Below are 26,948 nucleotides of genomic sequence, written 5' to 3'. Positions count from 1 at the left end.
CGGGGGAATGTTGATGAGCGCACGCGGATGCCGGCAGGTCCGGTACACGGCGGGGCAGGCGGCCACCGGCTTCCTGGACTCACGGCACACGTCGACGGACGGCGGCGGCACCACGGTCGTCCGCCGGATCCGTCCGGCCGGGGGCCGGGCCGGCGCCCGCGGCGAGTTCGTCGGTCGGCAGGCCGAGATGCGGCAGGTCATGAGGGCGCTGGCCGCCGCGCGCTCGGGGCGCGGCGGCGCCGTCTTCGTCACCGGCGAACCCGGTATCGGCAAGACGCGGCTCGCCGTGGAGGCGCTGCGCGCGGCTGCGGCGGCGGGCATGGTCACCGCACGGGGCCGGGCCGCTACGGTCGGATCGGTCGTGCCGTACCGGCCGCTGGTCGAGGCGTTGCTCTCGCTGTCCCGGGCCGGCCTGCTGCCGGACGCGGACGAACTGGGCCTCTACGGGCCGGTGCTCGCCCACCTGCTGCCGGGAAGCCCTGCTTCCGGCACGGCCGTCGGCTCGCACCTCACGGTCGCCGAGACCCTCCTGCGCGTGCTCACCGTGACCGGACGAGACCACGGATTCCTGCTCGTGCTCGACGATCTGCACGATGCGGACACGGAGACGCTGGCCGTCCTCGAGTACGTCCTCGACAATCTCGCGGAGCAGCCCGCCGTGCTGCTCCTCATCGCAGGTCGCGAGCCCTGTGTGGCAACCGAACTGGCCGACCGGGCGCGTCAGCGGGGTGCCGCGACGACCCTCGAACTGCGCCCGCTGGGGCACCCGGACGTACGCTCCCTCGTCGTGGCCGAGTTGGGATCCGTCCCGGGCGCGGCCGGCGCCGAACTGGTCGACACCGTGGTGGAGGACAGCACCGGTATCCCGCTGGTGGTCGAGGAACTCCTGCGTGACGCGGTGACCCGCCACCCCCGGGATGCCGCCCGGAGACTCCCTGTCCCCGCCGCGGTCGCCCGCAGCGTCCGGTACCGGACCGGCCGGCTCGACGCCCGCGGACGCACGATCCTCGGCATCGCGGCCCTCTTCGGACCACGATTCCCGCTGCCCGCGCTCCAGCACGCGGCCGGGTGCGACGACCGCGAACTGCTCACGGTCCTCCAAGCGGGAGTCGCCTCGTATCTGCTCGAACCGGACGGGTCGAGCCCGGACTGGTACGCGTTCCGGCCCCGGCTCGCCGCACAGGTCCTGCTGGAGGATCTCGGGCCGGCGGAACGCGCCGGACAGGCCCGGCGCGCGGCGAACGCCCTGCTCGCGCTCCATCCGGGGCTGCCCGGCGAGTGGTGCGCCCACGCCGCCGACCTGTTCGAGCAGGCCGGTGACACCTGCGAGGCCGTCCCCCGCTACTGCGAGGCCGCGCGGCGGGCGACGGGAGAGGGCGCGGTGGACCGGGCCGTGGTCCTGCTCACCCGGGCCCAGCGGTCGGCCGATGCCGGTTCGGACCCCGAACTACGGGCCACTGTGCTGGAGTTGCTCCTGGACACCGTCTCGCGCGCGGCCCGGTTCGACGCCGTAGCCGGGCTGACCGCCGACCTCGAAGCCCTGGGCGGCCACGACATTCCCGCGGCCCGCCGGGCCGGGCTCCATGCCCGGCTGGCCCGTGCCACCGCGTCGGCGGGCCGGCCCGTCGACGCCTTCCGGCAGCTCGACATCGCCCGCCGACTGCTCGGCGCCGCTCCGACCGCCGCGCACACCGCCCCGGTCGACCTCGCCTCGGCCCACGTGGAACTGACCCGGCCGGCGCCCGACCGGCTGCGCACGGCCGCCGAGTACGCCCGCCGGGCGGCGGACGCGGCCGAGCGGGCCGACCTTCCGGATGTGCTCGGCGGGGCACTGCTGATGCTCGGGCACCTGGCCCCGGAACACGACGCTGAGACCGCCGCGGCACACTTCGCGCGCGCCGGCGCGATCGCCGAACTGCACCGGCTCCCCGACCTGCGGGTGTCCGCCGAAGTACACCTGGCCCGGAGCGCGCTGCGGAGCGACGGACAGCCGGCCGGGCTCGAAGAGGTCCAGCGGCGGGCCCTGCGGCTCAGTGTGCTCCCGCTGGCCCACGAGACGGGCTGCGTCCTCGCGCTGGACCAGGTGCGACGCGGCGAGTTCGAGGCGGCCGGCCGGCGGATCCGGGAAGGGCTGACCGCCGCGACACGCCTGCGGCTGGGTCCGGTCGCGGCCATGCTGCGGCTGGCCGAGGCCGTACGGTTCGCACACCAGGGGCGACGCGCCGAAATGGAAGAGGCACTCGACGAGTTGGCCCCCGGCGTCGACGACGCGCCCGGAGTGCGGGCCATGTCGTACGGGCTGGCGCGGGCGTTCTGCTCGCTGCTGGAGGAGAACCACGACGCCGCCGAGCAGGAGTTCGCGCAGGCTCTCGCCTACGACAGGGAGAATCCCGGAGCCGGTGAGTTCGGGGCGCACGACTTGTACGGCGTCATGCTGCTGCGCGGTGTGCTCGCCGGGCGCGCGGGCCGGCGGCACCACGCCGATGTCGCCCGGGCCGCCGACGGCACCCGGTGGAACCGGCAGTTCACCGGGGCGGCGCACGCGGTGCTGCTGGGTCGCGAGGGCAGGCCGGTCGAGGCGACCGCCGCCGCGACCGCGGCACTTGAGGCCGCGGCACCGTACCCGGTGGCACGGAACCTGTGCCTGCGCCTGGTCTCACGGTCGGCGTACGAGGACGGGTGGGGCGAGCCCGTCGACTGGGTACGTGAGGCGGAGGAGTACTTCCACGGAGTCGGCGTGCCGACGGTCGCCGCCGCCTGCCGGAGCCTGTTGCGCGGCATGGGAGCACCGGTCCGGCAGCGGCGCAGCGGTACCGAGCACGTACCGCCCGATCTGCGCCGGTGCGGTGTCACCGGCCGGGAGTTCGAGGTCGCCCGGCTGCTCGTCGAGCGGAACGGCAACAAGGACATCGCCGACTGGCTGCACATCTCGCCGCGGACCGTGGAGAAGCATGTGGCGAGTCTGCTCCGGAAGACCGGCCACCCCGACCGGGCCGCTTTCGCCACTGCCGCCCGCGGCCTGGTGGCCCGGCCCGCGCACCGGCCGCTGCGCGTCGCGGGCCCGCCTCCGGCGATGCCCGTCCCCGGCCACTGGCAAGGGATCACCGGGATCGAGTGAAGCGGGCTCGGCCCTCCGTCATGCCGGTGGACCGGCCATCCGCGGGCGGAGGACAGCTGTCACGGAAGCAGTTCGACGATCGTGGCGTTGGCGGTGCCGCCGCCCTCGCACATCGTCTGGAGGCCGTAGCGCAGGTTCCGCTGCCGCATGCGGGCGAGCAGGCGGGTCATCAGGATGGCGCCGGAGCCGCCGAGCGGATGGCCGACCGCGATCGCCCCGCCCAGTGGGTTGAGCCGCTCGGGGTCGGCGCCGGTCTCGGCGAGCCACGCCAACGGGACCGGTGCGAAAGCCTCGTTGACCTCGAAGGCGCCGATGTCGTCGATCGTGAGTCCGGACCTGCGCAGGACCTTCTCCGTCGCGGGGATCGGGCCCGTCAGCATCATGATCGGGTCCGCGCCGCTGACCGCGCCGGAGTGGTAGCGGGCGATCGGCTTGAGGCCCAACTCCCTTGCCCGTTCGGGAGTTGTGATGAGCAGTGCGGCGGCGCCGTCGGAGATCTGGGAGGCGTTTCCGGCGTGGATCACACCGTCCTCCTTGAACGACGGCTTGAGTTTGGCGAGGGTCTCGACCGAGGTGCCGCGCCGCAGGCCCTCGTCGGCGGTGAACTTGGTGCCCTCGACCTCGATGGGCACGATGTGGTCGTCGAAGATCCCCGAGTCGATCGCCGCGGCGGCCTTGGCGTGCGACTCGGAGGCGAACTCGTCCAGGCGGGTACGGCTGAGGCCCCACCGCTCGGAGATCAGCTCGGCGCCGACGCCCTGGCTGAACTGGAACCCGTCGTAGCGGGCCAGGACGGCCGGTCCGTACGGCTGTCCGGTGGTCCGGTGCGAGCCCAGCGGGACCCGGGTCATGGTCTCCACTCCCCCGGCCACCACCAGGTCGTACTGCCCGGCCATCACGGCGTGCGCGGCCGAGTCGACGGCCTGCTGGCTGGAGCCGCAGGCCCGGTTGATGGTCACCCCGGGCACATGCTCGGGCCAGCCCGCGGCCAGTGCCGCGAAGCGGGCGATGTTGCTCGACTGGTCGCCGATCTGGGTGACGCAGCCCCACATCACGTCGTCCACGGTGCCGGGGTCGATGCCGGTGCGTTCCGCCAGCGCGGTCAGTACGTGTGCCGAGAGGTCGGCCGCGTGCACGGCGGCCAGGGAGCCGTTGCGCTTGCCGATGGGCGTGCGTACGGCGTCGACGATGACGGCCTCGGGCATGACAGGGTCCTTTCAGTCGGTGGGGAACTGGACGGCGGCGCCGCTGTCCACGAGTGCGTCGGCATCGGCGATCTCCCAGTCCCTCAGGACGGCGCGGGTGTCGGCGCCTACGGCTGGGGCCGCCGGGCCGGGGCTCGACGGTGTGGCAGAGAAGCGGGGTGCCGCGGCGGGCTGCACGACGCCCTCCCGGGTGAACAGGCTGCCGCGCGCGGCCAGTTGGGGGTGTGCCGCCGCCTCGGTGAGGCCGAGGACGGGTGCGACGCAGGCGTCGGTGCCCTCGAACAGGGCCGCCCATTCGTCGCGGGTGCGCTCGGCGAAGCGTTCGGCCAGCCGGCGGCGCAACTCCGGCCAGGTCGAGCGGTCGTGCTGAAGTCCGGGGTCTACGTCGAGTTTCAGCAGCTCGATCAGGCACCGGTAGAACTTGGCCTCAAGGGCGCCGACCGCCACGTGTCCGCCGTCCTTGGTCGCGTAGACGGCGTAGAAGGGCCAGCCGCCGTCGAGTTGGTTGATGCCCCGCTCGTCGGTCCAGGCCCCGCGCCCGAGTTTGCCGAAGGTGCTCGCGAGGAGATGCGCCGTCCCGTCGACGATGGCCGCGTCGACGACCTGCCCAACTCCCGTGCGTCCTACGGCGTGCAGGGCGGCCAGCACGCCGATCACGAGGTAGCAGCCACCGCCCCCGAAGTCGCCGACCAGGTTGAGCGGTATCTGCGGCGGGCCCGCCGCGTCGCCGATCGCGCCGAGCGCGCCGGTGAGGGCGATGTAGGTGAGGTCGTGTCCGGCGGCCGCGGCGAGCGGTCCGGTCTGGCCCCAGCCGGTCATCCGGCCGTAGACCAGCCGGGAGTTGCGGGCGAGGCACTCGTGGGGTCCGATGCCGAGGCGTTCGGTGACGCCGGGGCGGAATCCCTCGATCAACACGTCGGCCCGCTCGGCGAGTTGGAGGAGTGCGGCGGGTCCTGCCGGGTGTTTCAGGTCGAGTACGACCGAGCGCTTGCCCCGGTTGAGGACGTCCGCCGGGCCGCCCGCGTCGGGCTCGGCCGCCCGCTCCGGCCGGTCCACCCGGACGACCTCCGCGCCGAGGTCGGCGAGGAGCATCCCGGCGAACGGGCCCGGCCCGATGCCGCCCAGCTCGACCACGCGACAGCCGGACAGTGGTCCTGCGCTCACAACACCCTCCCTGGCAGCCTGAGTTGAGGATCCCGGCACTTCTACGACGCCGTCAGCGTCCCTTCCAGACGGGCGGGCGCTTCTCGGCGAACGCGGCGGCGCCCTCCCGCGCGTCCTCGGACGAGAACACCGGTGAGGCGATCTCGGCCTGCCGGATCCAGCCCTCCTCCAGGGTCCAGTCGGCGGCGGACTGCGCGATCTGCTTGGTGGCGGCGACGGCGAGTGGGCCGTTCGCCGCGATGGTCCCGGCGAGTTCCAGCGCTCCGGCGAGCGCGCCGCCCTCGTCGGTGAGCCGGTTGACCAGTCCGACCTCGGCCGCGCGTTCGGCGGTGATGGGCTCGCCGGTCAGCAGCAGCTCCAACGCGATGGCGTACGGAACCCGTTGGGGCAGCCGCAGTGCCGCACCGGCCCGGGCGACCAGGGACCGCGTCACCTCCGGCACCCCGACCCGCGCCGCGCGGGACGCCACGACGAGGTCGCAGGCGAGCAGCAGCTCGAAGCCGCCGGCCAGCGCCCAGCCCTCGACCGCCGCGATCAGCGGTTTGCGCGGCGGGGTGATGGTGATCCCGCACAGCCCCCGGCCCTCGATCGCGGGGCTCTCACCGCGCAGCCACGCCTTGAGGTCCATGCCCGCCGAGAAGGTGCCCCCCGCTCCCGTGAGCACGCCGACCCGCAGCTCGTCCGTCTCGTCCAACTCGTCGACGGCGGCGGCGATTCCGGCGCCCACCCCGGCGTCCAGCGCGTTCTTGACCTTGGGACGGTTGATCGTGATGATCTGGACCGCGCCCCGGCGCTCCACCAGCACTTCGTCCGACACCTTGCCTCCTTGAGTTCTCGTTCTCGACCGCCGTTCAGTTGACGGCGAACCGCTCCAGTTCGTGGGCGACCATGCCGTCCAGGTCCTGGGCGGGTGGCTCGGGAAGTTCGACGGCCCGCTCCCTGGTCGGCAGCAGCACAACCGCTCTGCCGGGTGTGGTGACTTCGCCGCGCTGGTTCTCGCAGCGCACATCGATGTGCACCTCGCCGCGTCCGTCCACCCGCCGTTTGTCGACGACCGTGCCGCGCACCCAGGTCGTGTCACCGAGGTAGTTGAACCTGCGGTGTTCGCAGCGCAGTTGCCACAGCCAGCCGTCGTCGCCGATCCAGTCGGTGAGGAGATGACAGAGCCAGGTCTCGCGCATGCCGCCGTAGTCGTAGGGGTTGGGGAGGCCGAGTTCGCGGGCCCGCTCGGGTTCCCAGTGCAGGCGCTGCACGGTGTCGGGGACGCCCAGGCGGTTGGGCGGGTAGAGGCCGGGGGCCTTGCGCCGTACGGCCGCCGCGATGCCGAAGGCGCCGGGCGGGGTGAGCTGCATGCCCCAGCCCAGGTGCCAGACGACCACGTCCGTCGTGGTCAACGGGCCCTTCACGCGGGGTTGCAGTTCCTCGCCGACCTCGACGTCCTCCCAGTAGCGGGGTTCGGCGCCGCGCCTGGTCTCGGCGGCATAGGCGGCATCGATCTCGGCCAACTGCTCGGGCGGGTACGGCTGTTGTTCGAGTGTTTCCTTGGCGCGCTTCTTCGACGTGTGGCGTTCGGCGTTGATCCAGGTGCCGCGTCGCAGGGCGTGCATCTCGCCGCGTCCGTTGGCGTAGAGGTAGTCACGGACGACGTGCGCGGTACGTCCGCCGAAGCTGCTGCGCTTGAGCTCGACGCCGACCTGGGTCTGCAACACCCGGCACCGGTCGCCCAGTTGGAGGGGCCGCCACCACTCGAACTCCATTACCGCCTGATAGGAGCCGAGGCCCGCGAAGGGGTCGCCCTTGAGCAGCGCCTTGGTCTCCGGGTCCGGTGCCGGGGCCGCGTCCTCTCCCATCGTGTAGAGGAAGGTCGGCGGTGCGACGAGCGCGCCCCAGCGGGTCTTCGCCGCGTAGTCCGGGTCGCAGTACAAGGGGTTGGCGTCGCCGTAGCCGTAGGCGAAGTGGCGTGAACCGTCCCACGTCACCTCGTAGTTGTGCGGTGGGTTGCGCTGCGGCTGGGGGACGCCGAGGCGGCGCCGGGAGCGTTCGACGGCCTCGTCCGTGAGCACGCCGAACTGCTCGGCCGGCTTCTGTTCGGTGTCGCTCACCGGTCGACCTCCTTGCTGGACAACGCGGTCAGGTCTTCGGATGCTTCCGTGTGCTCGGCGAGCCGGGACCGTACGAGGTCGAGGAGTTCGACGCGGCTGACCTTGCTCGACGGTGTGCGGGGCAGTCGGTCGAGGACGACGATGTGGGCCGGCACCTCGTACGGGGTGAGGTGGGTGCGGCACAGGGCGGTGAGTTCGGCCGCGTCCGGTGCGGGACGTTCCGGTTCCAACTCGACGGCTGCGACGGGTACTTCACCGAGCCGCGAGTCGGGTAGTCCGGCGACGGCTGCCTCGCGTACGGCGGGGTGGGTCTCCAGGACGCGTTTGACGGTCTCCGGCTGCACTTTGAAGCCGCCGCGGATGATGGCGTCGTCCGCGCGGCCCTCGATCCACACGAACCGGTCGGCGTCGATCCGGGCCAGGTCGCTGGTCTTCATCCAGGTCCGGCCGCCGTGGGTGCTCTGCTCGGTGCGGACCTCCAGTCGGCCGGTCCGGCCGGGCGGCAGCTCGGTGCCGTCCTCGCCGGTCACCCTCAACTCGACGCCGGCGAAGGCGCGTCCGGCGCTGCCCGCCTTGCGCTGCCACCAGTGTTCGTGCAGCGGGAGGGTCCAGCCGGCGACGGCTCCGGCGAACTCCGTCGCACCGTAGGTCATCAGGACAGGGATGCCGTACGTGCGGAAGAAGGCGTCGGCGAGTTCCGGCGGGCAGGGGGCCGTGCCTGAGGTGACGACCTGGAGCGTGGCGAGGCGTTCCTTCGGGATCCGTGCGTCGAGTACGGCGCGGATCGCGGCCGGGACCAGGCTCGCCGCGCGAAGCCGGTGGCGTTCGACGGCGCTCACCCAGGGTTCGACGGCGAACCTGGGCATCAGGAGCATGCGGCGGCCGGTGGCGAGGCAGGCGAGGGCCCGCCACAGGCCGCCGATGTGCACGAGCGGGGTGGCCACCAGGGACGCCGACTCCGACAGGAGCCGGTCGTCCTTGCGTGTCTGTCCACCGGAGACGAGGGCCTGGTCGAGTTGGCCGATGCGCAGGTGGACACGTTTCGGGGGACCGGTCGTGCCGGAGGTGAGCATCTCTACGGCGATGCCCGGGCCGGCCGGTGCCCCGGCGGGTGCGGTGCCGCCTGCGGGTCGTAGGGACCCGTCGGTGTCGAGCTCAAGGGCCGCGCCCTGTGCGGTCACCGCGTCCAATACGCCCTCACGGGCGAGGACTTCGGCGCCGGAGACCACAACGGGTGGGGTGCAGCGGGCGATGTCGGCGGCGAGGCGGGCGGCGGGCTGGAGCGGGCTGAGCATGACCAGGCAGCGGCCGGAGGCGATCACCGCGGCGACCACGGCGACGTGCTCGGGCCGGTTCTCCAGGACGACTCCGACGCGGGTGCCGGCGGGCAGGCCCAGCGCGTCGAGCGCGTCGCCGAGGTCCCGCGCGGTGCGCTGGACCTGTCCCCAGGTCCACCAGTTCCGGTCGTACTCGATCGCCTCGGCAGCCGCGGGCGCTTCCGCCAGCAGGCGGGACAGGCGGTCGCGAATTCCCACGTGATGAACCTTTCGACAGGACGTCGGTCTCAGATTCCGACCAGGTCGGCCAACCGGCTCCGGTGCGTCGCCGGGCCGCCGAACAACTGCTCCGACGACTTGGCGCGCTTCAGATAGAGGTGTGCGTCGTGCTCCCACGTGTAGCCGATGCCGCCGTGGATCTGGATGTTCTCCTTGGCCGCGTGAGTGAAGGCCTGCGCGCAGCACGCTGCGGCCAGCGCGGCGGACACGGGCAGCTCGGTGGTCACCAACTGCTCGCCGGACAGGGGTGGTTCAGCGGCGGCGACGGCCGTCGCGTGGTAGACCGCCGACCGGGCTCCCTCCACGGCGACCAGCAGGTCGGCGCACTTGTGCTTGATCGCCTGGAACGAGCCGATGGGACGCCCGAACTGGACACGTTGCTTCGCGTACGCCACGGCCGCGTCGAGGCACGCCTGTGCCCCGCCGACCTGTTCGGCGGCGAGCGCCACCGCCACGAGGTCCAGCACGGTGCGCAGATAGGCGGAGGCGTCCCCGCTCGGGCCGACCCGCAGTGCGGGCGCGCCGTCGAGGTCGACGCGGGCCAGCCGCCGGGTCGGGTCGAGGGTCTCCAGCCGGGTGCGGGTCACTCCGGGGGCGTCGCCCTCGACGGCGAAGAGCCCAAGTCCCGTGCCGGTGCGGGCCATTACGAGGATGAGGTCGGCGGTGTGGCCGTCGACGACGAACATCTTGGTGCCGGAGAGGGTCCCGTTCGCGGCCGAGGTCTCGATGTCCTCCAGCCGCCATGAGCCGCGTTCCTCGGCGAGGGCCAGGGTGGCCGTCAGCGTTCCGTCGGCGATCGCGGGCAGCCAGCGCGTCTTCGCCGTCTCGTCGCCGGAGGCCGCAAGGGCTTGACCGGCGACCGCCACCGTCGCGAAGTACGGCGACGGGAGCAGGACCCGTCCGGTCTCCTCCAGTACGATCCCCAACTCGACCGGCCCGCCGCCTGATCCGCCGTACTCCTCGGGCAACGCGAGGCCGTGCAGGCCGAGTTGGTCGGCCATCTGCCGCCACAGCAGGGGATCGTGCCCTTCGGTGGAGTCCATCGCACGGCGTACGGCGGCGCTCGGTGCCTTGTCGGCGAGGAAGCGCCGTAGTGTCGTACGGAGTTGCTCCTGCTCCTCGGTGAACGTCACGGTCACGGCTGCGCCTTGGACCGCAGGTAGGCCTCGAGGTCCGGGATGCGGGTGCGCTCCACGATCTCGATGCGCAGGCCCGAGGGGGCCAGGTGGTAGGCGAAGATCGACATGGCGCCGTCGACCAACCCGCAGGCCTCCAGCGGGAATCCCGCCTCCTCCATGCGCTTGGACGTCGCCGGTACGTCGTCGCAGAAGTAGCCGAGGTGATGGGTGGCGATGTGCTCGGTCGCCGTCCACGGTGTCCCGGGAATCTCCTGTACGAGTTCGATGTGCGGGGCGTCCAGCGAGTAGGCGTAGCGCATCGGGAGCACGCGGTCGCCGTCCGCGAGCCGGATCGGCAGGTCGGCGGCGAGGGTCTCGGTCCAGCGGTAGCCCGCGATCCCGGTCAGCCGGGTCTTCCAGAGTTCGATGTCCGGGACGACGATTCCCGTGTGGTAAAGGTCCGTCGCGCTGAGGGGATGCGTCATGGGATCGTTCACCACTCCAGCCGGAGTTGCTTGATCCCGTACATGTTGCCGTGCTGTTCGAGTTCCTGGCCGGGGGTGATCCCGTAGTCGGGGATGCGCCGGTGCCATTCCTCGACGGCGACGTTGAGTTCGAGGCGGGCGAGGTGGGAGCCGAGGCAGCGATGCGGTCCCGAGCCGAACGCGATGTGGTTGGTGGTCTTGCGCCGGAGGTCGACTTCGAGGGGTCGGTCGAAGCGTTCGGGGTCGCGGTTGCTGACCGCGAGCGGGAGCATCACCATCTCCCCCGCCTTCACCGGGCAGCCGCCGATCTCGACGTCCCGGGTCGCCTTGCGGGCGGGCACGACGAACGAGTAGACGCGGAGGAGTTCCTCGACCGCCGTGGGGATCAGCGACGGGTCGTCGACGATCGCCCCGCGTTGTTCCGGGTGCGTGGCGAAGTGGTAGAGGGCCCAGCCGATGGAGATGGGGACGGTGTCGAAGCCGGCCTGGAACAGCAGGATGCAGAACGCGTGCATGTCCCGGTCGCTGATCGGTTCGTCGTCGATCGTCCAGGTCATGGCGCGGGACAGGAGGTCGTCGCGGGGTGCCTCGCGGCGGATCGCGATCTGCTGCTCGAAGTACTCCGACACGGCGTTCATGGCGCTCAACTGCCGTTCGCCGTGCGGGTCTTCGCCGTGGGACAGATGCAGCAGGTCGTGGATCCAGTCGAGGAACTGCGGGAGGTCCTGTTCGGGCAGGCCCATCAGGCGCATGAAGATCAGGGTCGGGAAGCGGCGGGCGAACGAGTCGAGGACGTCGGCGGAGCCGCTGTCCTTCAGCTCGTCGATCAGGCCGGACGCGACCTCGCGGATCTCCGGTTCGCGGGCGGCGACGGTCTTGGGCGAGAAGGCGCTGCCCAGCAGGCGCCGCCACGCGGTGTGTTGGGGCGGGTCGAGCATCTCCGGGATCCACAGGAACCTGGGGTCCGGATCGAGCGCCGTCACGGACTGGTTGGAGAAGGTCCGCCAGTCCTGGAGAGCCTGCTGGACGGCCTCGCCGTCGGTGACGACCCAGTATCCGCGCGCGGTGGTGCTGCGGAATCCGGAGTGGGTGCGGGCGATCTCGTCCCAGCGTTCCTGATGGCTGAGGACCGGGCCGCCGAGCCGGTTGTCGAAGTGGTAGGCGGGAACGCCCTGGTGCGTCCCGTCGGGTTCGAGGGTCGCGCTCATCACGGCTCCTTTCGTACGGTCTGCGGGATGCCCACGGCGGCCGGACCTACCGCGGCCGGACCTACCGCGGCCAGGTCGCCCACGGCTCTCATGTCGCCGCGCCGTCGATCTTCAGCGCGATCAGTTCCTCGTCGGAGAGACCGAGTGAGCGCAGGACCTCGTCGGTGTGTTCCGCGAACTGCGGTGCCCGGGTGATGTCGACCGGGGTCTCGTCGAACTGGACCGGGCTGGCGACGAGTTCGCGGTCGACGCCGTCCGCGTCCACGACGGAGGCGATCAGTCCGTTGGCGCGCAGCGAGGGGTCCTGGCCGACCTCCCAGGCGTTCTGCACCACCGACCACTGCCCCTCGCCTCGGGAGAGGATCTCGACCCACTCCTCGAAGGGGCGGGACGCGATGAGTTCGGCGACGATGTCGGCCGCGTCCGCCGCGTTGGCCATCAACTTCGCGGTGCTGTCGAAGCGTTCGTCGGTGCCGAGTTCGCCGCGTCCGGCGAGCTTGCAGAACTCGGCCCAGTAGCGGCCGGGTTGGAGCATCGAGAGTTCGATCCAGCGTCCGTCCGACGTGAGATACGCCCCGATGAGGGGGTTGGTGCGCGATCCGTGCCGGGGCTGAACGTTCGCCGGCAGCGGGCCGCCGTTCATCAGCGCCATGTTGACCGTGAACTGGGTCGCCCAGGCACCTACGCCCAGCAGCGACACGTCCACCACGGACGGTTCGCCGGTGGTCGCACGGGAGTAGAGGGCGGCGGCGATACCGCCGGCGATCGTCATGCCGCCCATCGCGTCGCCGTAGGCACCGGCGGGCATCCGGATCATCCGGTCCGCGCCCGGCGGTGTGACACCGGCGGCGCTGCCGCCGCGTGCCCAGAAGGCAGTGGAGTCGTAGCCGCCCTTCGTGGCCTCGTCGCCGCGCTGGCCGAAACCGCTGCCCCGCACGTAGATGATGTCCGGGTTGATGGCCCGGATGTCCTCGACCTCGATGCGCAGTTTCGCGCGCGCCTCGGGCAGGAAGTTGGTCAGGAACACATCGCTGCGGCGGACCAGTTCCTCGAACGCCTTACGGGCGGACGGCTTCTCCAGGGCGAGGCCGACGCTGCGTTTGCCCCGGTTGGGTCCCTCCACGATCGGGAAGAACGACGACCCCTCACTGGTGGCGTCGTAACCGAGGACACGGACCAACCCCCTCTGTCCGTCGCCGCGTTCGGCGTGTTCGATCTTGATCACATCGGCGCCCCAGTCGGCGAGCACGGCGCCCGCCGCCGGGACGAAGGTGAACTGGGCTACTTCGAGAACGCGTACGCCCTCCATCGGCCTGCGCATCGACCAACTCCTCATACTCATCTGCCGTCACGCACTCCGAGTATGGACCGAACCTCGCTAAAAAGTATACTGTTTTGCTGTCGCCGACCAACCCGCACCTTCCGGAGGGCCGATGCTGGACTTCTCGATCGAACCCGAGTTCCAGGCCAAGCTGGACTGGGCGACGGCCTTCGTACGGGAGGAGGTCGAGCCGCTCGACCTCCTCTTCCCGCACGGCGGAGACCCGTACGACACGCGCAACGAGAAGGCCCGCGCGATCCTCAAGCCGCTCCAGGACCAGGTCCGCGCCCAGGGGCTGTGGGCCTGCCACCTCGGCGCGGAACTCGGCGGCGCGGGCTACGGCCAGGTGAAGCTCGCCTACCTCAACGAGATCCTCGGCCGCTCCTACTGGGCGCCGACGGTGTTCGGCACCGCCGCGCCGGACACCGGCAACGCGGAGATCCTGGCCATGTTCGGCACCGAGGAGCAGAAGGCGCGCTATCTCCAGCCCCTGCTCGACGGGGACATCGTCTCCACCTTCTCGATGACGGAACCGCAGGCCGGGGCCGACCCGAAGGAGTTCGTGTGCCGGGCGCGGCGCGAGGGGGACGAGTGGGTGATCGACGGGGAGAAGTGGTTCTCCTCCAACGCCCGCTACGCGGCCTTCCTCATCGTCATGGCCGTCACCGACCCGGAGGCGCCACCGCACGCCCGGATGTCCATGTTCATCGTTCCGGCCGAGACACCCGGCATCGAGATCAAGCGCAACGTCGGCACCATGGACGAGCGCGACTCCCTCGACGAGGGCATCCACGCCTATATCCGCTACGACCAGGTGCGCGTCCCGCTCGACGCCATGCTCGGCGGCCCCGGCGAGGGCTTCAAGGTCGCCCAGGCCCGGCTCGGCGGGGGCCGCGTCCATCACGCGATGCGCACCGTCGGCAAGTGCACCCGCGCCTTCGACATGATGTGCGAGCGGGCGCTGTCCCGTCGTACTCAGGGCACTCTTCTCGCCGAGAAGCAGGCGGTGCAGCAGTTCATCGCGGACTCGTGGGTGGAGTTGCAGCAGTTCCGGCTGCTGGTGCTGCACACCGCGTGGATCATCGACACCCAGCCGCACGGCGCGGCCCGCACCCAGATCGCGATGTGCAAGGTGCAGACGGCGAAGGTGCTGCACGACGTCATCCAGCGCGCCCTGCATCTGCACGGTTCGCTCGGCACCACCAACGAACTCCCGCTCGCCAAATGGTGGATGGCCGCACCGAACCTCGCGCTCGCCGACGGCCCCACCGAGGTGCACCGCACCACGATCGCCAAGCAGTTGCTCAAGAACCGCCGTCCGGCCGAGGGTCTGTTCCCCAGCGAACACATCCCGCCGAAGCTGGAGGCCGCCCGCAAGCGGTACGCGCACATCGTCGAGGACGACAGCCTCTCCGGCCGGGTGCAGGCATGAGCGAGGCACGCGACACCAAGTCCCTTGCCCCCGCAGACCTGTTCGACCTCTCCGGCAAGGTCGCGCTCGTCACCGGAGGCAGCCGGGGGCTGGGGCTCGCGATGGTGCGCGCCTTCGCCACCGCGGGCGCCGACCTCGTGATCGCCAGCCGCAAGCCCGACGCGTGCGAGACGGCGGCGGCCGAGGTCCGCGCCCTCGGCCGCCGCGCCCTGCCGGTCGCCGCCCACGTCGGCCACTGGGACGACCTGGCCCGCCTCGCCGACGCGGCCTACGAGGAGTTCGGCCGGGTCGACGTCCTGGTCAACAACGCCGGCATGTCACCCCTCGCCCCCTCCTCGGCCGACACCAGCGAGGAGTTGTTCGACAAGGTGATCGGCGTCAACTTCAAAGGCCCGTTCCGGCTTGCCTCGTTGATCGGACAGCGGATGGCCGAGTCGGAGAACGGGGGCTCGATCATCAACGTCTCGTCGTCCGGGGCGCTGATGCCCCAGCCGCGCTTCGGCCCGTACGCGGGCGCCAAGGCCGCTCTCAACGCGCTCACTACGGTCTTCGCCCTGGAGTACGGCCCGTCCGTGCGCGTCAACACGATCTCGGCCGGGCCGTTCCTCACCGACATCTCCAAGGCCTGGGCGCCGGAGAAACGGGAGACGACCCGCAGCGCGATCGGGCGTCCAGGGCAGCCGGAGGAGATCGTCAGCACCGCGCTGTACCTCGCGAGCGACGCGTCGAGCTATACGACAGGGGCGCTGATCCGGGTGGACGGCGGGCTGTACTGACCATCGAAGGAGCGGTTCTACACCGCCGAGAATCCGCCGTCGACGGTGAGCGTGGCGCCGTGGATCCGGGATGCCTCGTCGCTCGCGGGGAAGACGACGGCGGAGGCCACCTCGTCCGGAGTACCGGCACGGCCGGAGGGCATGCGCGCGACGAACGGGGCCAGGCGCTCCTCCATCGTCGCGGCCTTCTCGGTCGAAGTCGGTCCGAGAGCAACGGTGTTGACCCGCGCGCCGTGTGGTCCGTACTCCCCGGCCCACGACGTGGTGAGCGAGTGCACGGCCGCCTTGGTCATGTTGTAGAGCGCCGAGTGCGCGCTGCCCCGCAGGCCGGAGATGGAGCCCAGGTTGACCACGGCGCCGTGGCCTCGCTCGGCCATGGGCGGTGCGAGCAGGCCGGTGAGCAGGAACACCGACCGCACGCTCACGGCCAGCGCCTCGTCGATGGTCTCCCGGGCGACCTCGGCGGTGGGGCGGGCGGGAGGATCAGCGCCGCGTTGTTGACCAGCACGTCGATCCGCCCGCCGGCCGCGGTGCGCGCCTCGGTGGCGAAGCGGTCGATCACCTCGGCGCCCCCGGACAGATCCGCCTGGACGAAGGCCCCCGTATCGCCGTCCTTCTCGATACGGGCCACCACCTCGGCTCCGCGCCGCTCGTCGCGTCCGCTGACGACGGATCTCCTCCGGCGAGTGGACTCGGAGAGGTACAGCCACATGATCGAGCGACTAAGGCGGAATGCCCTGGTCACCGGCTTCACCAACGCTATCGGTGTACCCGGCAAATGGACCCGCAAGTCCAGTGAGCGGCCGTCTCGGGGCCCTCGCCGCCGAGGGAGCGTTCGCGCCCGCGGTGTGACCGAGACGACCCTGGACGACATCCGGGCCCGCACGTCCACCAGTAAGAGCCAGCTCTTCCGCTACTTCCCCGGTGGCAAGGAGGAGCTCCTGCTCGCCCTGGCCCAGAACGAGGCGGACTGGGTCCTGTCCTGCCAGCAGCCCCACCTCAACGCGCTCATCTCCCAGCTGACCCCCGCCTCACCCGGTGTGCGGGCCGTCACCAGCCAGCTCGTCGCCTCGTGGCAGGACAAGCTCGCCATCGGCGTCCTGATCATGATGCCCACCGGCTCGCTCACACATCTCGAAGCGGCCCTCGATCTGGGCATCCGTCAACTGCGGGCTGTGCCCAGCAGTTCGGCCGCCTCGTCCAGCAATACCGGGAGCGCGGGCAGCATCCGCTGATGCATGGCGTTCAACTGCCGCGCTTTGCGGCCCCGTTTGATCAGCAGGGCGGTCGCCGCCGACTCCTTGTACTTGGTGAGCGCCTCGAACCACGGCAGGTCGTGCAGCGCCTCGCCTCGCAACTCCTCGTAGGCGCCCACCAGTTCGGCCTTGCTCGGCATGCCTGTCGCTTCGTCCGACGCAGAGGCGGGGTGGCGGGCCTCGTCGGTGAAGAAGGTCAGCCAGGTCATGTCGACTCGGGGATCACCTAGCGACCAGATCTCCCAGTCGATGATCGCCGTGATCGAACCGTCCGCGCACAGCGTGTTGCCGAGCCGGTAGTCGCCGTGGGTGAACACCGGTGTCATGGCGGCGGGCGCGGTGGCGTGCAGCCGGTCGGCGACCGCCTCGTGCCCGGTGCGCAGGTCGTCGGGGACGGTGCCGAACGCCCGCGTCCAGCGGTCGATCTCGGCGTGGAGCGACACGGCCGACTCCGCCGCGAGCGCCGTCCGCGCCGGATCCACCCGGTGCAGGTCGGCCAGCATCCGGGCCGCGTCCAGCGCGCGGGACCGCACCTCCCCCGCCGTGAGCCTGCCGCGCGGCACAAGTATCGGTTCGACGCACTCCCCCGGCACCAACTCCATTGCCACGAAAGGCTGTACGTCCGGGGGCGTGCCCGCGTCGCAGAACAGCACCTTCGGCACCCGAACGCCCGGCTGTCCGGCCAGGGCGGCCATGAGCCGCGCCTGGCGCAGCACGTCCCGGTTGCGGACCGGGGGCAGGCCGGGCGGGGCCACCTTGAGGACGACACGTTCGTAACCGGCCGGGACACCCGACAGGGTCGCGACGTACGTCAGGCTCGACGTGCCGCCGGTGAGCGGTTCGACGCCGTCGACGGTGGCGCCGGGGATCCAGCCGACGACCGCGGAGGCCGTCCGGTCCGTCAACTCCCGTAGCACGTCAGGGGTGTTGGTCGCGACGCTCATGCCTGCCCCTTCGTCCCGTTCTCGGGTGCGGTGAGTGCGGCCACGATGTCGCGGCGCACCAGTTTGCCGGTCACCGTGCGCGGGAGTTCGGTCCAGTACGTGATGCGCTCCGGGGTCTTCGAGCCGCGCAGGGTGCCGCGCACGGCCGCGCGCAGTGCTCCGGCGTCGACCTGCGCGCCGTCGCGGGCTACGACCACGGCCTCGATGCGCTGCCCCCACTCCTCGTCGGGGACACCGACCACGACGGCGTCCAGGACGTCCGGGTGGCGCAGCAGTACGTCCTCTATCTCGGCGGGGGCGATGTTCTCCGCGCCGCGGATGATCGTGTCGTCGGACCTGCCTTCGATGTGGAGGTAGCCGTCGGCGTCGAGGCGGCCGCGGTCGCGGGTGTGGAAGAAGCCGCGCTCGTCGACGGCGGAGCCCTGACCGGCGTACTCCCCCGAGACCTGCTCCCCGCGCACCCAGATCTGCCCCGTCTCCCCCGCGCCGAGGGGTTCCCCGGTCACGTCACGGACCTCGATCTCGATGCCCGGCACCGGCAGTCCGGCCGAGCCGAGCCGGGCCCGTACGACGGGATCGTCGCTGGCGACGGCCGCGCGGTGTTCTGCCGGGCCGAGCACGGAGATCGTGGACGAAGTCTCCGTCAGGCCATAGGCGTTGACGAAGTCCACGCGGGGCCAGGAGCGCAGCGCCGTCTCGATCACGCGCACCGGCATCCTCGCGCCACCGTAGGCGAGCGAGCGCATTGAGGGTATGGAACGGTCCAACCCTGCCGTGTCCATGATCCGGGCGAGCATGGTGGGGACGACCATCGCGTGGGTGACCCGCTGTTCCCGGACGAGCGCCAGCCAGGCCTCGGGGGTGAACTGGTCGAGGGTGAGGGTGCGTCGGCCGGCGTAGAGGTTCGTCAGCACATTGGAGACGGCGGCTATGTGGTACGGCGGCACACTCATCAGCGCCGATTCGGCCGGGTCCGCTGCGGCGAACTCCACGGTGCCGAGCACATACGACACCAGGTTGTGGTGGCGCAGGACCACACCCTTCGGGGCCGAGGTCGTGCCGCTGGTGTAGATCAGCACGGCGGGGGCGTCGGTCGGTGGGGCCGGTTCGGTGTCGCCGTCAGTGTGCGCGGCGGCTTCCGTGAGCCAGTCGGCCGGGCTGCGGATCGGTAGTCCGGCGCGGCGCGGGGCCGCGTCCTGGTCGGGGGCGGCGATGACCAGGGCGCGCGGGTGGTTCGCGAGCAGCGCGTCCAACTGCTCTTCGCCCAGGCGGTAGTTGACCGGGACGAGCGGGACTCCGGCGTGGGCCGCGGCGAACTGGGCGACGGCGAAGGCGGGGCCGTTCGTGGCCAGGTACACGAGCGCGTCGGCGCCGGCCGCGCGGACCACCCGGGCCCCGCCGAGGGCCAGTTCGCGCAGCCGTACGGGGGTGAGCCCGTCCTGTGCGCGTCCGATCACGATCCGGTCGCCGAAGCCCTCGGCGGCCATGTCCAGGATCATCGACACGTTCATCGGCGCGCTTCCCTCTTTCTCAGTCCGAGGCCGGGAGCGGCTTCGCGGTCTTCACCGGCAGCGGGACGCCGTTCACCGCGAGGGTGCCCGGTCCCCCCTTCGTGCAGAGGAGTTCGAGGCCGAGGTCCTCCTCGGCGTAGCGCTTGCCCAGCAGCGAACCGTCCATCCGGTCCGGGTCCGGGGTGCCGGTCGGGGCCCCGGTCGCGGGCCCCTCGGCCATCGCGGCACCGCCGCAGGTGATGTCCAGCTCGCTGTCGGGGCAGCGCACGACCACCACCGCCGTCGTGTCCACCGTGCTGGCGAGCATCTGTCCCACTCGTGGCCTCATCGCAGGTTCCTCCGCGGATCTTGTTCCGTTCCGGACGCCCGAAGACCAGAAAAAAGTATACTACTTACCTCGATCACGTCGAGATGACGAACCGAGTCCACGAACGGAGTCGCCGGATGGATCTCAAGACCGTCCTGTTCGAGGTGACCGACCATGTCGCCACCATCACGCTGAACCGGCCGCAGGCCATGAACAGCTTCAACCAGCAGATGCTGGACGAGTTCTCCGCGATCTGGGACCGGGTCAAGACCGACGACGACGTGCGGGTCGTCGTGCTGCGCGGCTCGGGCGAGCGGGCGTTCAGCACCGGCATGGACGTGAAGGAGGGCATCGACCGGCATCCCAACGCCTGGTCGCAGACCGACCCCGGGGAGTTCCTGTCGCCGAAGCTCAACCAGGTGTGGAAACCGCTGGTCTGCGCGGTGCACGGGATGGCCGCCGGTGGCGCCTTCTACTGGCTCAACGAGGCCGACATCCTGATCTGTTCGGACGACGCGACCTTCTTCGACCCGCATGTCAGCTACGGACTCACCGCCGCCCTCGAACCGATCGGGCTGGCCCGCCGCATCCCGCTCGGCGAGACCCTGCGCATCGCACTGCTCGGCCTGGACGAGCGCGTGTCGGCCGCACGGGCCCTCCAGATCGGCCTGGTCAGCGAGGTGTTGCCGGGTGCGGAGCTCTGGGACCGGGCCGACGAGATCGCGCGCATCATCGCCGCCAAACCGCCGGCCGCCATCCAGGGCACGGTTCGCGCGATCTGGGAGTCCCTGGACGCGACCCGCACACAGGCCCTGCGCACCGGGCTGTCGTACACGCAGATCGGAAACCCCGTCGGGAAGGCCGAGGTGGACCGCGCCACGGTGCCGCGAGGACGGTGGACACTGCGCTGACACTCCCCTACGCTCCATAAAACAGTATCCTTTATTCACGAGGTTCCATGAAGGGCTGGCTCTGATGCGATTCGGCATGCCCTGGCCGGGCCGAGAGGTGGCGCACGAGGCCGAGGAGGCCGGTGCGGGCGCCTTCTGCGCCGGCGAGTTCGTCGACCACGACGCCTACCTCACCCTCGCCGAGATCGTCGCGAACTCCGAACGCGCCCTGGCGGGGCCCGCCATCGCCTACGCCTTCGCCCGCACCCCGTACGCGCACGCCACCGCGCTGCGCCAGCTCCACGCCCAGGCGCCGGGACGGCTCTTCCTCGGCCTCGGCAGCGCCGCGTTCCGTATCAACCGCGACTGGCTCGACGTACCCGCCGACCGCCCGGTGGACCGGATCGCGGAGACCGTCGGCGCCGTCCGCGCCTGGCTGCACGCGGAGAACGGCGAGAAGGTCCACTACTCCGGCGAGTTCTACTCGCTGGACGCCGACGTCCGCGCCCCCGTGCTCGGCCGGCTCGACATCCCCGTGCTGCTCGCCGCGTTCAACACGCGCATGGCCGCCACGGCGGGCCGGGTGGCCGACGGCGTCATCGGGCACGGGCTGTTCACCCGCTCCTGGTGGAACGACGTCGTACGGCCGTCCGTCGAGCGCGGCACCGCCACTGCCGGACGCACCGAACCACCCCTGGAGCACGGCTGGGTCATCACGGCGGTGGACGACTCCGCCCCCGAACGCGCGGTGGCCGACGCCCGCCGCATGATCGCCTTCTACCTCACGGTGAAGACGTACGACCCGTTCGTCGCCCACCACGGCTGGGAGGCTCCGGTGGCGCAGCTGCGCAAGGCGTTCAGGGCCGGGGACACGGACGCGATGGCCGCCGCCGTCACCGACGAGATGCTGACCGCGATCGCCGTGTGCGGGACGACGGCCGACGCGAAGGACATGCTCGCCGCTCGCGCCGGTTCGCTCCCTCGGGACGTCGGCTATTTCGCACCGCCCAGCTTCCTGGTGAGCCGGCGGCGCCGGGCCGCGTACGCCCGCGCCTCCCTCGCCCTGATCGGCGAACTGCCCACGCCCTGACAGGAGAAGCGGCGGGCGGCACCCTCGGACCGCCCGCCGCTACCGTCGCGTCTCAGTGCCCTGAAACGCCGTTCCGATGGTCAGGCACTTTCGGTGACCGGGGCGAGTTTGCGGCTCTTGTCGAAGTGCACGACGTCGGCGAGCGTGCCGCCCAGGATGGCCGCGCGGTCCTCGTCGTTGACGCCCTCGAAGTTCTCCGCGATGCACTCCGCGCTGCTGCGGAAGGTGCCCTCCGCGTGCGGGTAGTCGTTGCCCCACATGACCGTCGACAGACCGGTGATGTGACGCGCCTTGACCGCCGTGGGGTCGTCCGCGAACTGCACATGGATCTGGCGGCGGACGTACTCGGTGGGCTTGAGCGGGTAGGGCCACTTGTCGTTGATCGCGAACAGCCTTCCCATCGAGGGCTGTTCGTTGGCGGGACGGTTGTCGTCCCAGAAACCGAGCCACCAGTCGGGGTCCTGGCCGGTGCCCGTCTTCCACGCCTTGTCCATGTATCCCATGAAGGACACCAGCCAGCCGGCCGTGTACTCGATCAGGTTGAAGTGCAGGTCCGGGAAACGCTCACAGACCCCGCCGCCGACCAGGCTGGCGATGATGCCCTGCGGACCCGCCACTCCGGCACCGGCCGCGAAGCCCATGGTGCGGCCGGCCACCATGTCGTCGGTGAGGTTGCCCTTGCCCATGTTCATCGACGTCATCAGGCCCCGGACGGTCTGCGCCGTCCCGGAGATCTGCTCCTTGACCTTCACGCCGCCGGTGGCGACGTGGATGAACACCGGCAGGCCGTGGGCCTGCGCGGCGGCCCACACCGGGTCGTACTCCCGGGCGTAGTACGGCAGCGGCGGGATCTCCGGGAGCAGGATCGCGCCGAGTCCGAGACCCGCGACTCGCTCGATCTCGGCCACGGCAGCGGGGACGTCCGTGATCGGGATCGCGGCGGTGGGGCGCAGCCGGTCCTTGTAGGGGAGGTACCGCTCGACGAGGTAGTCGTTCCACACGCGCGCGTGGGCCATCGACAGCTCGTGGTCGTCGGTGAACAGGACGAACAGCGAGAGGTTCGGGAACATCACCGAGGCGTCCACGCCGTCGAAGTTCATGTCCCGGATGATGTGGTCGGGATCGCCGTCCGGGGTCTCCCCGCCGGTCTGGCGGTACTTGGAGATGGTCCAGCCGTCGAACCCGATGGTGTGGAGCTTCTTGAACTCCGTGTGCCCACCCGGGACGATCGGCTCGTCCAGGGTGAACTCCTCCTCCCACAGGGCACGTTCACGCAGCGCCTTGGGCAGACGGGTCTTGAACAGATCGACCGGCTCGATGATGTGCGAATCGCCGGACACAACAAATTCCTTGAACACAGGCGGTACCTCTTTTCGAACTCCGTCGTTCGTAGCCAGAAGGCCGACCCCCAGATATCTGCGAAGTTAGCTGTACCGACCGGTCGAGTCAATAAAAATGGCACAGCCCTGACCCACCCCTCTTAATTCAGTACACTCAACAGGGGACACACTTGATGAGGAGACGGCACATGACGACGACGTACTCGTTCTCTTCGCGGCTCTACATCGACGGACGGCACACCGACGGCACGTCGGACGCGCGGATCGTCGTACGCAATCCGGCGACGGAGGAGACGGTCGCCGAAGTGCCGGACTCCTCGCTCGGGGATGTGCGGCGGGCGGTCGAGGCGGCGCGCCGGGCCTTCGACGAGGGGCCGTGGCCGCGGATGAGGCCGGCCGAGCGCGGTGCGCTACTGCTGCGCATGGCCGAGGAGCTGGAGCGGCGGCTGCCGGAACTGGTCGCCGTGAACATGGCCGAGGCGGGTTCGGTGCGCGGGCTCGCGGAGACGCTGCAGACCCGGGTGCCGGTGGCGCATCTGCGGGACATGGCGGAGCGGGTGATCCCCCGATTCGCGTGGGAGCGTCCGATGGATCCCACGATCGCGCCGGGCGCCGGCATCTTCCAAGGGGTGCTGCGCCGCGAGGCGTTCGGGGTGTGCGCACTGATCTCGGCGTACAACTTCCCCTTCTTCCTCAGCATGATGAAGGTGATCCCCGCCCTGGCCGCGGGCTGCACCGTCGTCCTGAAGCCGGCGCCGCAGACCCCGCTCGACTCACTGCTGCTCGGCGACTTCGCGGACGCGGCCGGGCTGCCGCCGGGGGTGCTGAACATCGTGACCGGCGATGTGGAGGCCGGCCGGGAGCTGACCACGCACCCGATGGTGGATCTCGTCAGCTTCACCGGCTCGGACACGGTGGGCCGCACGGTGTACGCCCAGGCCGCGGCCTCCATGAAGAAGGTCGTCCTGGAACTCGGCGGCAAGTCGGCCAGCATCGTGCGCGCCGACGGCGACCTCGACGGCGCCGTCCGCTCCGCGTTCTCCGGCATGACCACCCATGCGGGGCAGGGCTGTTCGCTGCTGACCCGCACGCTGGTGCACGAGTCCGTCCACGACGAGTTCGTCGACCGGCTGAGCGCGGCCCTCGCCGGGGTCAGGGTCGGTGATCCCGCCGACGCGGCCACCACAATGGGGCCACTCATCAGCGCGGCCCAGCGGGACAAGGTGGAGAAGCTGATCCGGGTCGGCGAGGAGGAGGGCGCCCGCATCGTGTGCGGCGGGAAGCGTCCGGCCGGGCTCGACCGGGGCTACTTCGTGGAGCCGACGCTCTTCGCCGCCGTGGACAACGCGATGACCGTCGCCCGGACGGAGTTCTTCGGACCGGTCGGCGTCGTCATCCCGTTCCGCACCGACGAGGAGGCGGTACACATCGCCAACGACAGTCTCTACGGCCTCGGTGGTGCCGTGTGGAGCGCCGACACCGTGGCCGCGTACGAGATGGCGACCCGGCTGCGGACCGGCGGGGTCACGATCAACGGCGGCAGCGCCGGGGTGAGCCCACGGTCCGCGTTCGGCGGTTACAAGCAGAGCGGACTCGGCCGGGAATGGGGCGAGTTCGGGCTCGACGAGTATCTCCAGACGAAGACGGTGAGCTGGGCGGCCCGCTGACCGGTGCCCAGCACGTCACACGGTGAGCACCATCGCCGATCCCATGCCGCCGCCCGCGCACATCGCCGCGACCGCGGTGCCTCCACCACGGCGGCGCAGCTCGTGCGCGAGCGTGACGATCATGCGGGTGCCTGTGGTCGCGATCGGGTGGCCGAGGCTGCACCCGCTGCCGAAGGGGTTCACCCGCTCGGGATCCAGGCCCAGTTCACGGGTGGCGGCGACGGCGACCGCGGCGAAGGCCTCGTTGACCTCGAACAGATCGACGTCCTCGATCCGCAGCCCGGCCCGGTCAAGTGCCTTGCGGATGGCGGCGATCGGGGCCAGTCCCGTCTCGACGGGGTCGACTCCGACGCTCGCCCACGACCGTACGGTGGCGAGCGGGGTGAGCCCATGACGGGCGGCGATCTCGGAGGAGGCGACGACGACCGCGGCCGAACCGTCGTTCACCCCACTGGAGTTGCCCGCGGTGATGGAGTAGCCCTCTATCTCGGGGCGCAGCGCCTTAAGTGCGGCGAGCTTCTCGATGCTGGTGTCGCGGCGCGGGTGTTCGTCGGTGTCGAACACGGAGACCGAGCCGCTGCGGTCGGTGACGTCCACAGGGACGATCTCGTCGACGAACTGCCCCTCGTCGATCGCACGGACGGCTCGCTGGTGCGAGCGCAGGGCCCAACTGTCCATGTCCTGGCGGGAGATACCGGTCAACCGGGCCGTGTTCCAGCCGACCAGCGTGGCCATGTCGTTGTTGGGGGCCTCGCGGGTCGGCGCGTGCGAGGGCGACGACCAAGGGTCCTGCCAGTCGTCGGTGCCCGGAATCCGGCGTCGGGTCCGCGGGGCGGTGGACGAGGACTGGGTGCCGCCGGCGACGACCGCGCGGTCCATGCCGGCGAGCACGCCCGCGGCGGCGGTCGCCACACTGGCCAGCCCCGAGGCGCAGTGCCGGTTGTGGGCGAGTCCCGGCACATGCGTGAGCCCCGCTTCGAGTGCCGCGTAGCGGGCGATGTCGCCGCCTCCGGCCAGGGTCTCGCCGAGGACGACGTCGTCGATCAGATCGAGCGGCAGCCCGGAGCGCCGGACCGCCTCCCGTACGACGACTGTGGCGAGGTCGAAGGCGCTGGTGTCGCGGAGCGTTCCCCTGCGGGCGGTACCGATCGCGGTGCGGCAGGCGGCGAGCAGAACGGCATCAGTCATGCAATTGATGATACTCAACTTGGCGATACGGACGTAAGAACGCCCAGAATCCGTACTGGATCTCGACCGGCGACACAAAAGAGGATACCTTCTTCGAGGTACTGATCCGCTGCGGACCCGGGTGGTGGCTGGTGAACTTCGAGCTCAGCGAGGAGCAGGCCATGCTGCGCGAGGCCTCGCGCGACCTGCTGTCCGACCGGGCCCCGATGGCCGTCGTACGAGCCTCGATGGACCGTTCCAAAGACGTCGACCCCGAGCTGTGGCGCCTGACGGCCGACTTCGGCTGGCCCGGCCTGGCCCTGCCCGAGGAGTACGGCGGCTCCGGCCAGGGCCTGGTCGAACTCGCCCTGGTCGCCGAGGAGATCGGGCGCGCACTCGGCCGGGGCCCGTTCCTGCCGACGGCGGTCGTCGGCAGGGGCATCGCCCACGGCGGTTCCGAGCGGCTGCGCTCCGAGGTTCTGCCCGCGCTCGCCGCCGGGGACGGCTGGGCCACCTGGGCCTTCGCCGAGCCGCACGCGCCCTGGACACTGGACGGGATCCACGCCACCGCACGCACCGACGGCGGCGGAGTCGTCCTCGACGGGGTCAAGACCGTGGTACAGGATGCCGGCGGTGCCCGCTGGCTGCTCGTCACTGCGCTCCACGACGGTGTACCGGCGTCATTCCTCGTCGACCGCGCGGCTCCTGGAGTGACCGTCCGGCGGCAGCGCGTTCTGGATCCCACGCGCGCGTTCCACGAGGTCCGCCTCGATGCCGTACGCGTGCCGCTCGACACCCGTCTCGACGGTGGGCCGGCCGGAGTCCAGGCCCTGCTCGACGAGGCGTCCGTCCTGCGGTGTGCCGACGCGCTGGGTGTGATGGAGCGGATGCTGGAGCTGACCGTCGAACACACCAAGACCCGGGTGCAGTTCGGCCGGCCGATCGGGAGTTTCCAGGCGGTCAAGCACGCCTGCGCCGACATGGCGCTGATCGTGCACGGCACCCGTGCCGCCACCTACTACGCGGCGATGGCCGCCGATGCCGGCGCCGACGACACCGCCCGGGCGGCCTGTGCCGCCGCCTCCTACGCCACGGCCGGTACCGGTGAAGTCGCCGCCCGCGCCCTGCAGTTGCACGGTGGGATCGGCTTCACCTGGGAGCACGACCTGCACCTCCATCTGCGCCGGGCCAGGGCCGACCGGGTGCTGTACGGGGACACCGCCGTCCATCGCGACCGGCTCTGCACCCTCCTTCAGCGGTCCGCCGCGCCGGCCTGAGCGCAAGCGAAAGG

24 protein-coding genes are annotated in these 26,948 nt (G+C 71.1%); 8 read left to right on the top strand and 16 right to left on the bottom strand.

The window, feature by feature from the left end; genetic code table 11:
• Nucleotides 1-13 precede the first annotated feature (13 nt).
• Complete coding sequence (locus tag ACQHII_RS45250; protein WP_427924752.1) at nucleotides 14-3,118, top strand: helix-turn-helix transcriptional regulator; 3,105 nt, start codon at nucleotides 14-16, stop codon at nucleotides 3,116-3,118.
• 59 nt (nucleotides 3,119-3,177) lie between these two features.
• Here the strand turns inward: ACQHII_RS45250 and ACQHII_RS45245 are convergent, their stop codons facing one another.
• The 9 genes from ACQHII_RS45245 to ACQHII_RS45205 all read right to left on the bottom strand — a co-directional run bounded on the left by ACQHII_RS45245 (nucleotide 3,178) and on the right by ACQHII_RS45205 (nucleotide 13,277).
• On the bottom strand, nucleotides 3,178-4,323 hold the full coding sequence (locus tag ACQHII_RS45245) for a thiolase family protein (protein ID WP_427924751.1): 1,146 nt from the start codon (nucleotides 4,321-4,323) through the stop codon (nucleotides 3,178-3,180).
• A gap of 12 nt (nucleotides 4,324-4,335) precedes the next feature.
• A complete protein-coding gene (locus tag ACQHII_RS45240; RefSeq protein WP_427924750.1) occupies nucleotides 4,336-5,487 on the bottom strand; it encodes a CaiB/BaiF CoA transferase family protein in 1,152 nt (383 codons plus the stop codon).
• A gap of 52 nt (nucleotides 5,488-5,539) precedes the next feature.
• Nucleotides 5,540-6,304, bottom strand: coding sequence for a crotonase/enoyl-CoA hydratase family protein (locus tag ACQHII_RS45235; RefSeq protein WP_427924749.1), 765 nt, complete (start codon nucleotides 6,302-6,304; stop codon nucleotides 5,540-5,542).
• A 34-nt stretch (nucleotides 6,305-6,338) separates the two neighbouring features.
• Nucleotides 6,339-7,589 carry an FAS1-like dehydratase domain-containing protein gene (locus ACQHII_RS45230; protein ID WP_427924748.1) on the bottom strand — a complete coding sequence of 417 codons (1,251 nt, stop codon included), beginning with the start codon at nucleotides 7,587-7,589 and terminating at the stop codon, nucleotides 6,339-6,341.
• A complete protein-coding gene (locus tag ACQHII_RS45225; RefSeq protein ID WP_427924747.1) occupies nucleotides 7,586-9,124 on the bottom strand; it encodes a class I adenylate-forming enzyme family protein in 1,539 nt (512 codons plus the stop codon). The genes ACQHII_RS45230 and ACQHII_RS45225 overlap by 4 nt, the downstream gene beginning before the upstream one ends.
• Before the next feature lie 29 nt (nucleotides 9,125-9,153).
• Complete coding sequence (locus ACQHII_RS45220) at nucleotides 9,154-10,284, bottom strand: acyl-CoA dehydrogenase family protein (RefSeq protein ID WP_427924746.1); 1,131 nt, start codon at nucleotides 10,282-10,284, stop codon at nucleotides 9,154-9,156.
• Complete coding sequence (locus tag ACQHII_RS45215; protein ID WP_427924745.1) at nucleotides 10,281-10,748, bottom strand: VOC family protein; 468 nt, start codon at nucleotides 10,746-10,748, stop codon at nucleotides 10,281-10,283. Before ACQHII_RS45215 ends, ACQHII_RS45220 begins: the two co-directional genes overlap by 4 nt.
• Before the next feature lie 8 nt (nucleotides 10,749-10,756).
• Nucleotides 10,757-11,956, bottom strand: coding sequence for a cytochrome P450 (locus ACQHII_RS45210; protein WP_427924744.1), 1,200 nt, complete (start codon nucleotides 11,954-11,956; stop codon nucleotides 10,757-10,759).
• Between the two features lie 88 nt (nucleotides 11,957-12,044).
• On the bottom strand, nucleotides 12,045-13,277 hold the full coding sequence (locus tag ACQHII_RS45205; protein WP_427924743.1) for a CaiB/BaiF CoA transferase family protein: 1,233 nt from the start codon (nucleotides 13,275-13,277) through the stop codon (nucleotides 12,045-12,047).
• Nucleotides 13,278-13,389: 112 nt separating this feature from the next.
• On the opposite strand from ACQHII_RS45205, the gene ACQHII_RS45200 reads away from it, so the two are divergent.
• The gene (locus tag ACQHII_RS45200) at nucleotides 13,390-14,709 is read left to right on the top strand and encodes an acyl-CoA dehydrogenase family protein (RefSeq protein WP_427924742.1); all 1,320 of its coding nucleotides are present in this window, start codon (nucleotides 13,390-13,392) and stop codon (nucleotides 14,707-14,709) included.
• Complete coding sequence (locus ACQHII_RS45195) at nucleotides 14,706-15,485, top strand: SDR family NAD(P)-dependent oxidoreductase (protein ID WP_427924741.1); 780 nt, start codon at nucleotides 14,706-14,708, stop codon at nucleotides 15,483-15,485. The genes ACQHII_RS45200 and ACQHII_RS45195 overlap by 4 nt, the downstream gene beginning before the upstream one ends.
• Nucleotides 15,486-15,502: 17 nt before the next feature.
• Here the strand turns inward: ACQHII_RS45195 and ACQHII_RS45190 are convergent, their stop codons facing one another.
• Together ACQHII_RS45190 and ACQHII_RS45185 are read right to left on the bottom strand one after the other, a co-directional pair.
• Entirely contained in the window at nucleotides 15,503-15,910 is a 408-nt protein-coding gene (locus ACQHII_RS45190; RefSeq protein WP_427924740.1) for an SDR family NAD(P)-dependent oxidoreductase, read from the bottom strand.
• Nucleotides 15,907-16,230, bottom strand: coding sequence for an SDR family NAD(P)-dependent oxidoreductase (locus ACQHII_RS45185; RefSeq protein WP_427924739.1), 324 nt, complete (start codon nucleotides 16,228-16,230; stop codon nucleotides 15,907-15,909). Before ACQHII_RS45185 ends, ACQHII_RS45190 begins: the two co-directional genes overlap by 4 nt.
• A gap of 103 nt (nucleotides 16,231-16,333) precedes the next feature.
• On the opposite strand from ACQHII_RS45185, the gene ACQHII_RS45180 reads away from it, so the two are divergent.
• Entirely contained in the window at nucleotides 16,334-16,720 is a 387-nt protein-coding gene (locus tag ACQHII_RS45180; RefSeq protein ID WP_427924738.1) for a TetR/AcrR family transcriptional regulator, read from the top strand.
• On the opposite strand, the gene ACQHII_RS45175 is transcribed toward ACQHII_RS45180, so the two are convergent.
• From ACQHII_RS45175 to ACQHII_RS45165, 3 genes are read right to left on the bottom strand one after another with little or no spacing between them, the layout of a single operon-like run.
• A complete protein-coding gene (locus tag ACQHII_RS45175) occupies nucleotides 16,648-17,685 on the bottom strand; it encodes a phosphotransferase family protein (RefSeq protein ID WP_427924737.1) in 1,038 nt (345 codons plus the stop codon). The genes ACQHII_RS45180 and ACQHII_RS45175 overlap by 73 nt on opposite strands.
• Entirely contained in the window at nucleotides 17,682-19,196 is a 1,515-nt protein-coding gene (locus tag ACQHII_RS45170) for a class I adenylate-forming enzyme family protein (RefSeq protein ID WP_427924736.1), read from the bottom strand. Before ACQHII_RS45170 ends, ACQHII_RS45175 begins: the two co-directional genes overlap by 4 nt.
• Nucleotides 19,197-19,215: 19 nt before the next feature.
• Entirely contained in the window at nucleotides 19,216-19,524 is a 309-nt protein-coding gene (locus ACQHII_RS45165) for a hypothetical protein (RefSeq protein ID WP_427924735.1), read from the bottom strand.
• Between the two features lie 116 nt (nucleotides 19,525-19,640).
• Here ACQHII_RS45165 and ACQHII_RS45160 point away from each other — a divergent pair, with 116 nt between their 5' ends.
• The gene (locus ACQHII_RS45160; protein ID WP_427924734.1) at nucleotides 19,641-20,414 is read left to right on the top strand and encodes an enoyl-CoA hydratase/isomerase family protein; all 774 of its coding nucleotides are present in this window, start codon (nucleotides 19,641-19,643) and stop codon (nucleotides 20,412-20,414) included.
• A 64-nt stretch (nucleotides 20,415-20,478) separates the two neighbouring features.
• Complete coding sequence (locus ACQHII_RS45155; RefSeq protein ID WP_427924733.1) at nucleotides 20,479-21,483, top strand: LLM class flavin-dependent oxidoreductase; 1,005 nt, start codon at nucleotides 20,479-20,481, stop codon at nucleotides 21,481-21,483.
• An 80-nt stretch (nucleotides 21,484-21,563) separates the two neighbouring features.
• On the opposite strand, the gene ACQHII_RS45150 is transcribed toward ACQHII_RS45155, so the two are convergent.
• Nucleotides 21,564-22,823 carry an amidohydrolase family protein gene (locus ACQHII_RS45150; protein ID WP_427924732.1) on the bottom strand — a complete coding sequence of 420 codons (1,260 nt, stop codon included), beginning with the start codon at nucleotides 22,821-22,823 and terminating at the stop codon, nucleotides 21,564-21,566.
• 188 nt (nucleotides 22,824-23,011) lie between these two features.
• On the opposite strand from ACQHII_RS45150, the gene ACQHII_RS45145 reads away from it, so the two are divergent.
• Nucleotides 23,012-24,490: an aldehyde dehydrogenase family protein gene (locus ACQHII_RS45145; RefSeq protein WP_427924731.1), complete on the top strand. Its 1,479-nt coding sequence runs from the start codon at nucleotides 23,012-23,014 to the stop codon at nucleotides 24,488-24,490.
• 15 nt (nucleotides 24,491-24,505) lie between these two features.
• On the opposite strand, the gene ACQHII_RS45140 is transcribed toward ACQHII_RS45145, so the two are convergent.
• Nucleotides 24,506-25,678, bottom strand: coding sequence for a thiolase family protein (locus ACQHII_RS45140; protein WP_427924730.1), 1,173 nt, complete (start codon nucleotides 25,676-25,678; stop codon nucleotides 24,506-24,508).
• Nucleotides 25,679-25,809: 131 nt separating this feature from the next.
• Between ACQHII_RS45140 and ACQHII_RS45135 the strand changes: the two genes are divergently transcribed.
• The gene (locus ACQHII_RS45135; protein ID WP_427924729.1) at nucleotides 25,810-26,934 is read left to right on the top strand and encodes an acyl-CoA dehydrogenase family protein; all 1,125 of its coding nucleotides are present in this window, start codon (nucleotides 25,810-25,812) and stop codon (nucleotides 26,932-26,934) included.
• Nucleotides 26,935-26,948 lie beyond the last annotated feature (14 nt).

Origin of the sequence: Streptomyces sp. cg40 (assembly GCF_050320165.1) — a bacterium.
Taxonomy (GTDB): Bacteria; Actinomycetota; Actinomycetes; order Streptomycetales; family Streptomycetaceae; genus Streptomyces; species Streptomyces hokutonensis.
Note: the sequence above shows the minus strand (reverse complement) of the source record. Positions and strands in the feature narration are given on the sequence as shown.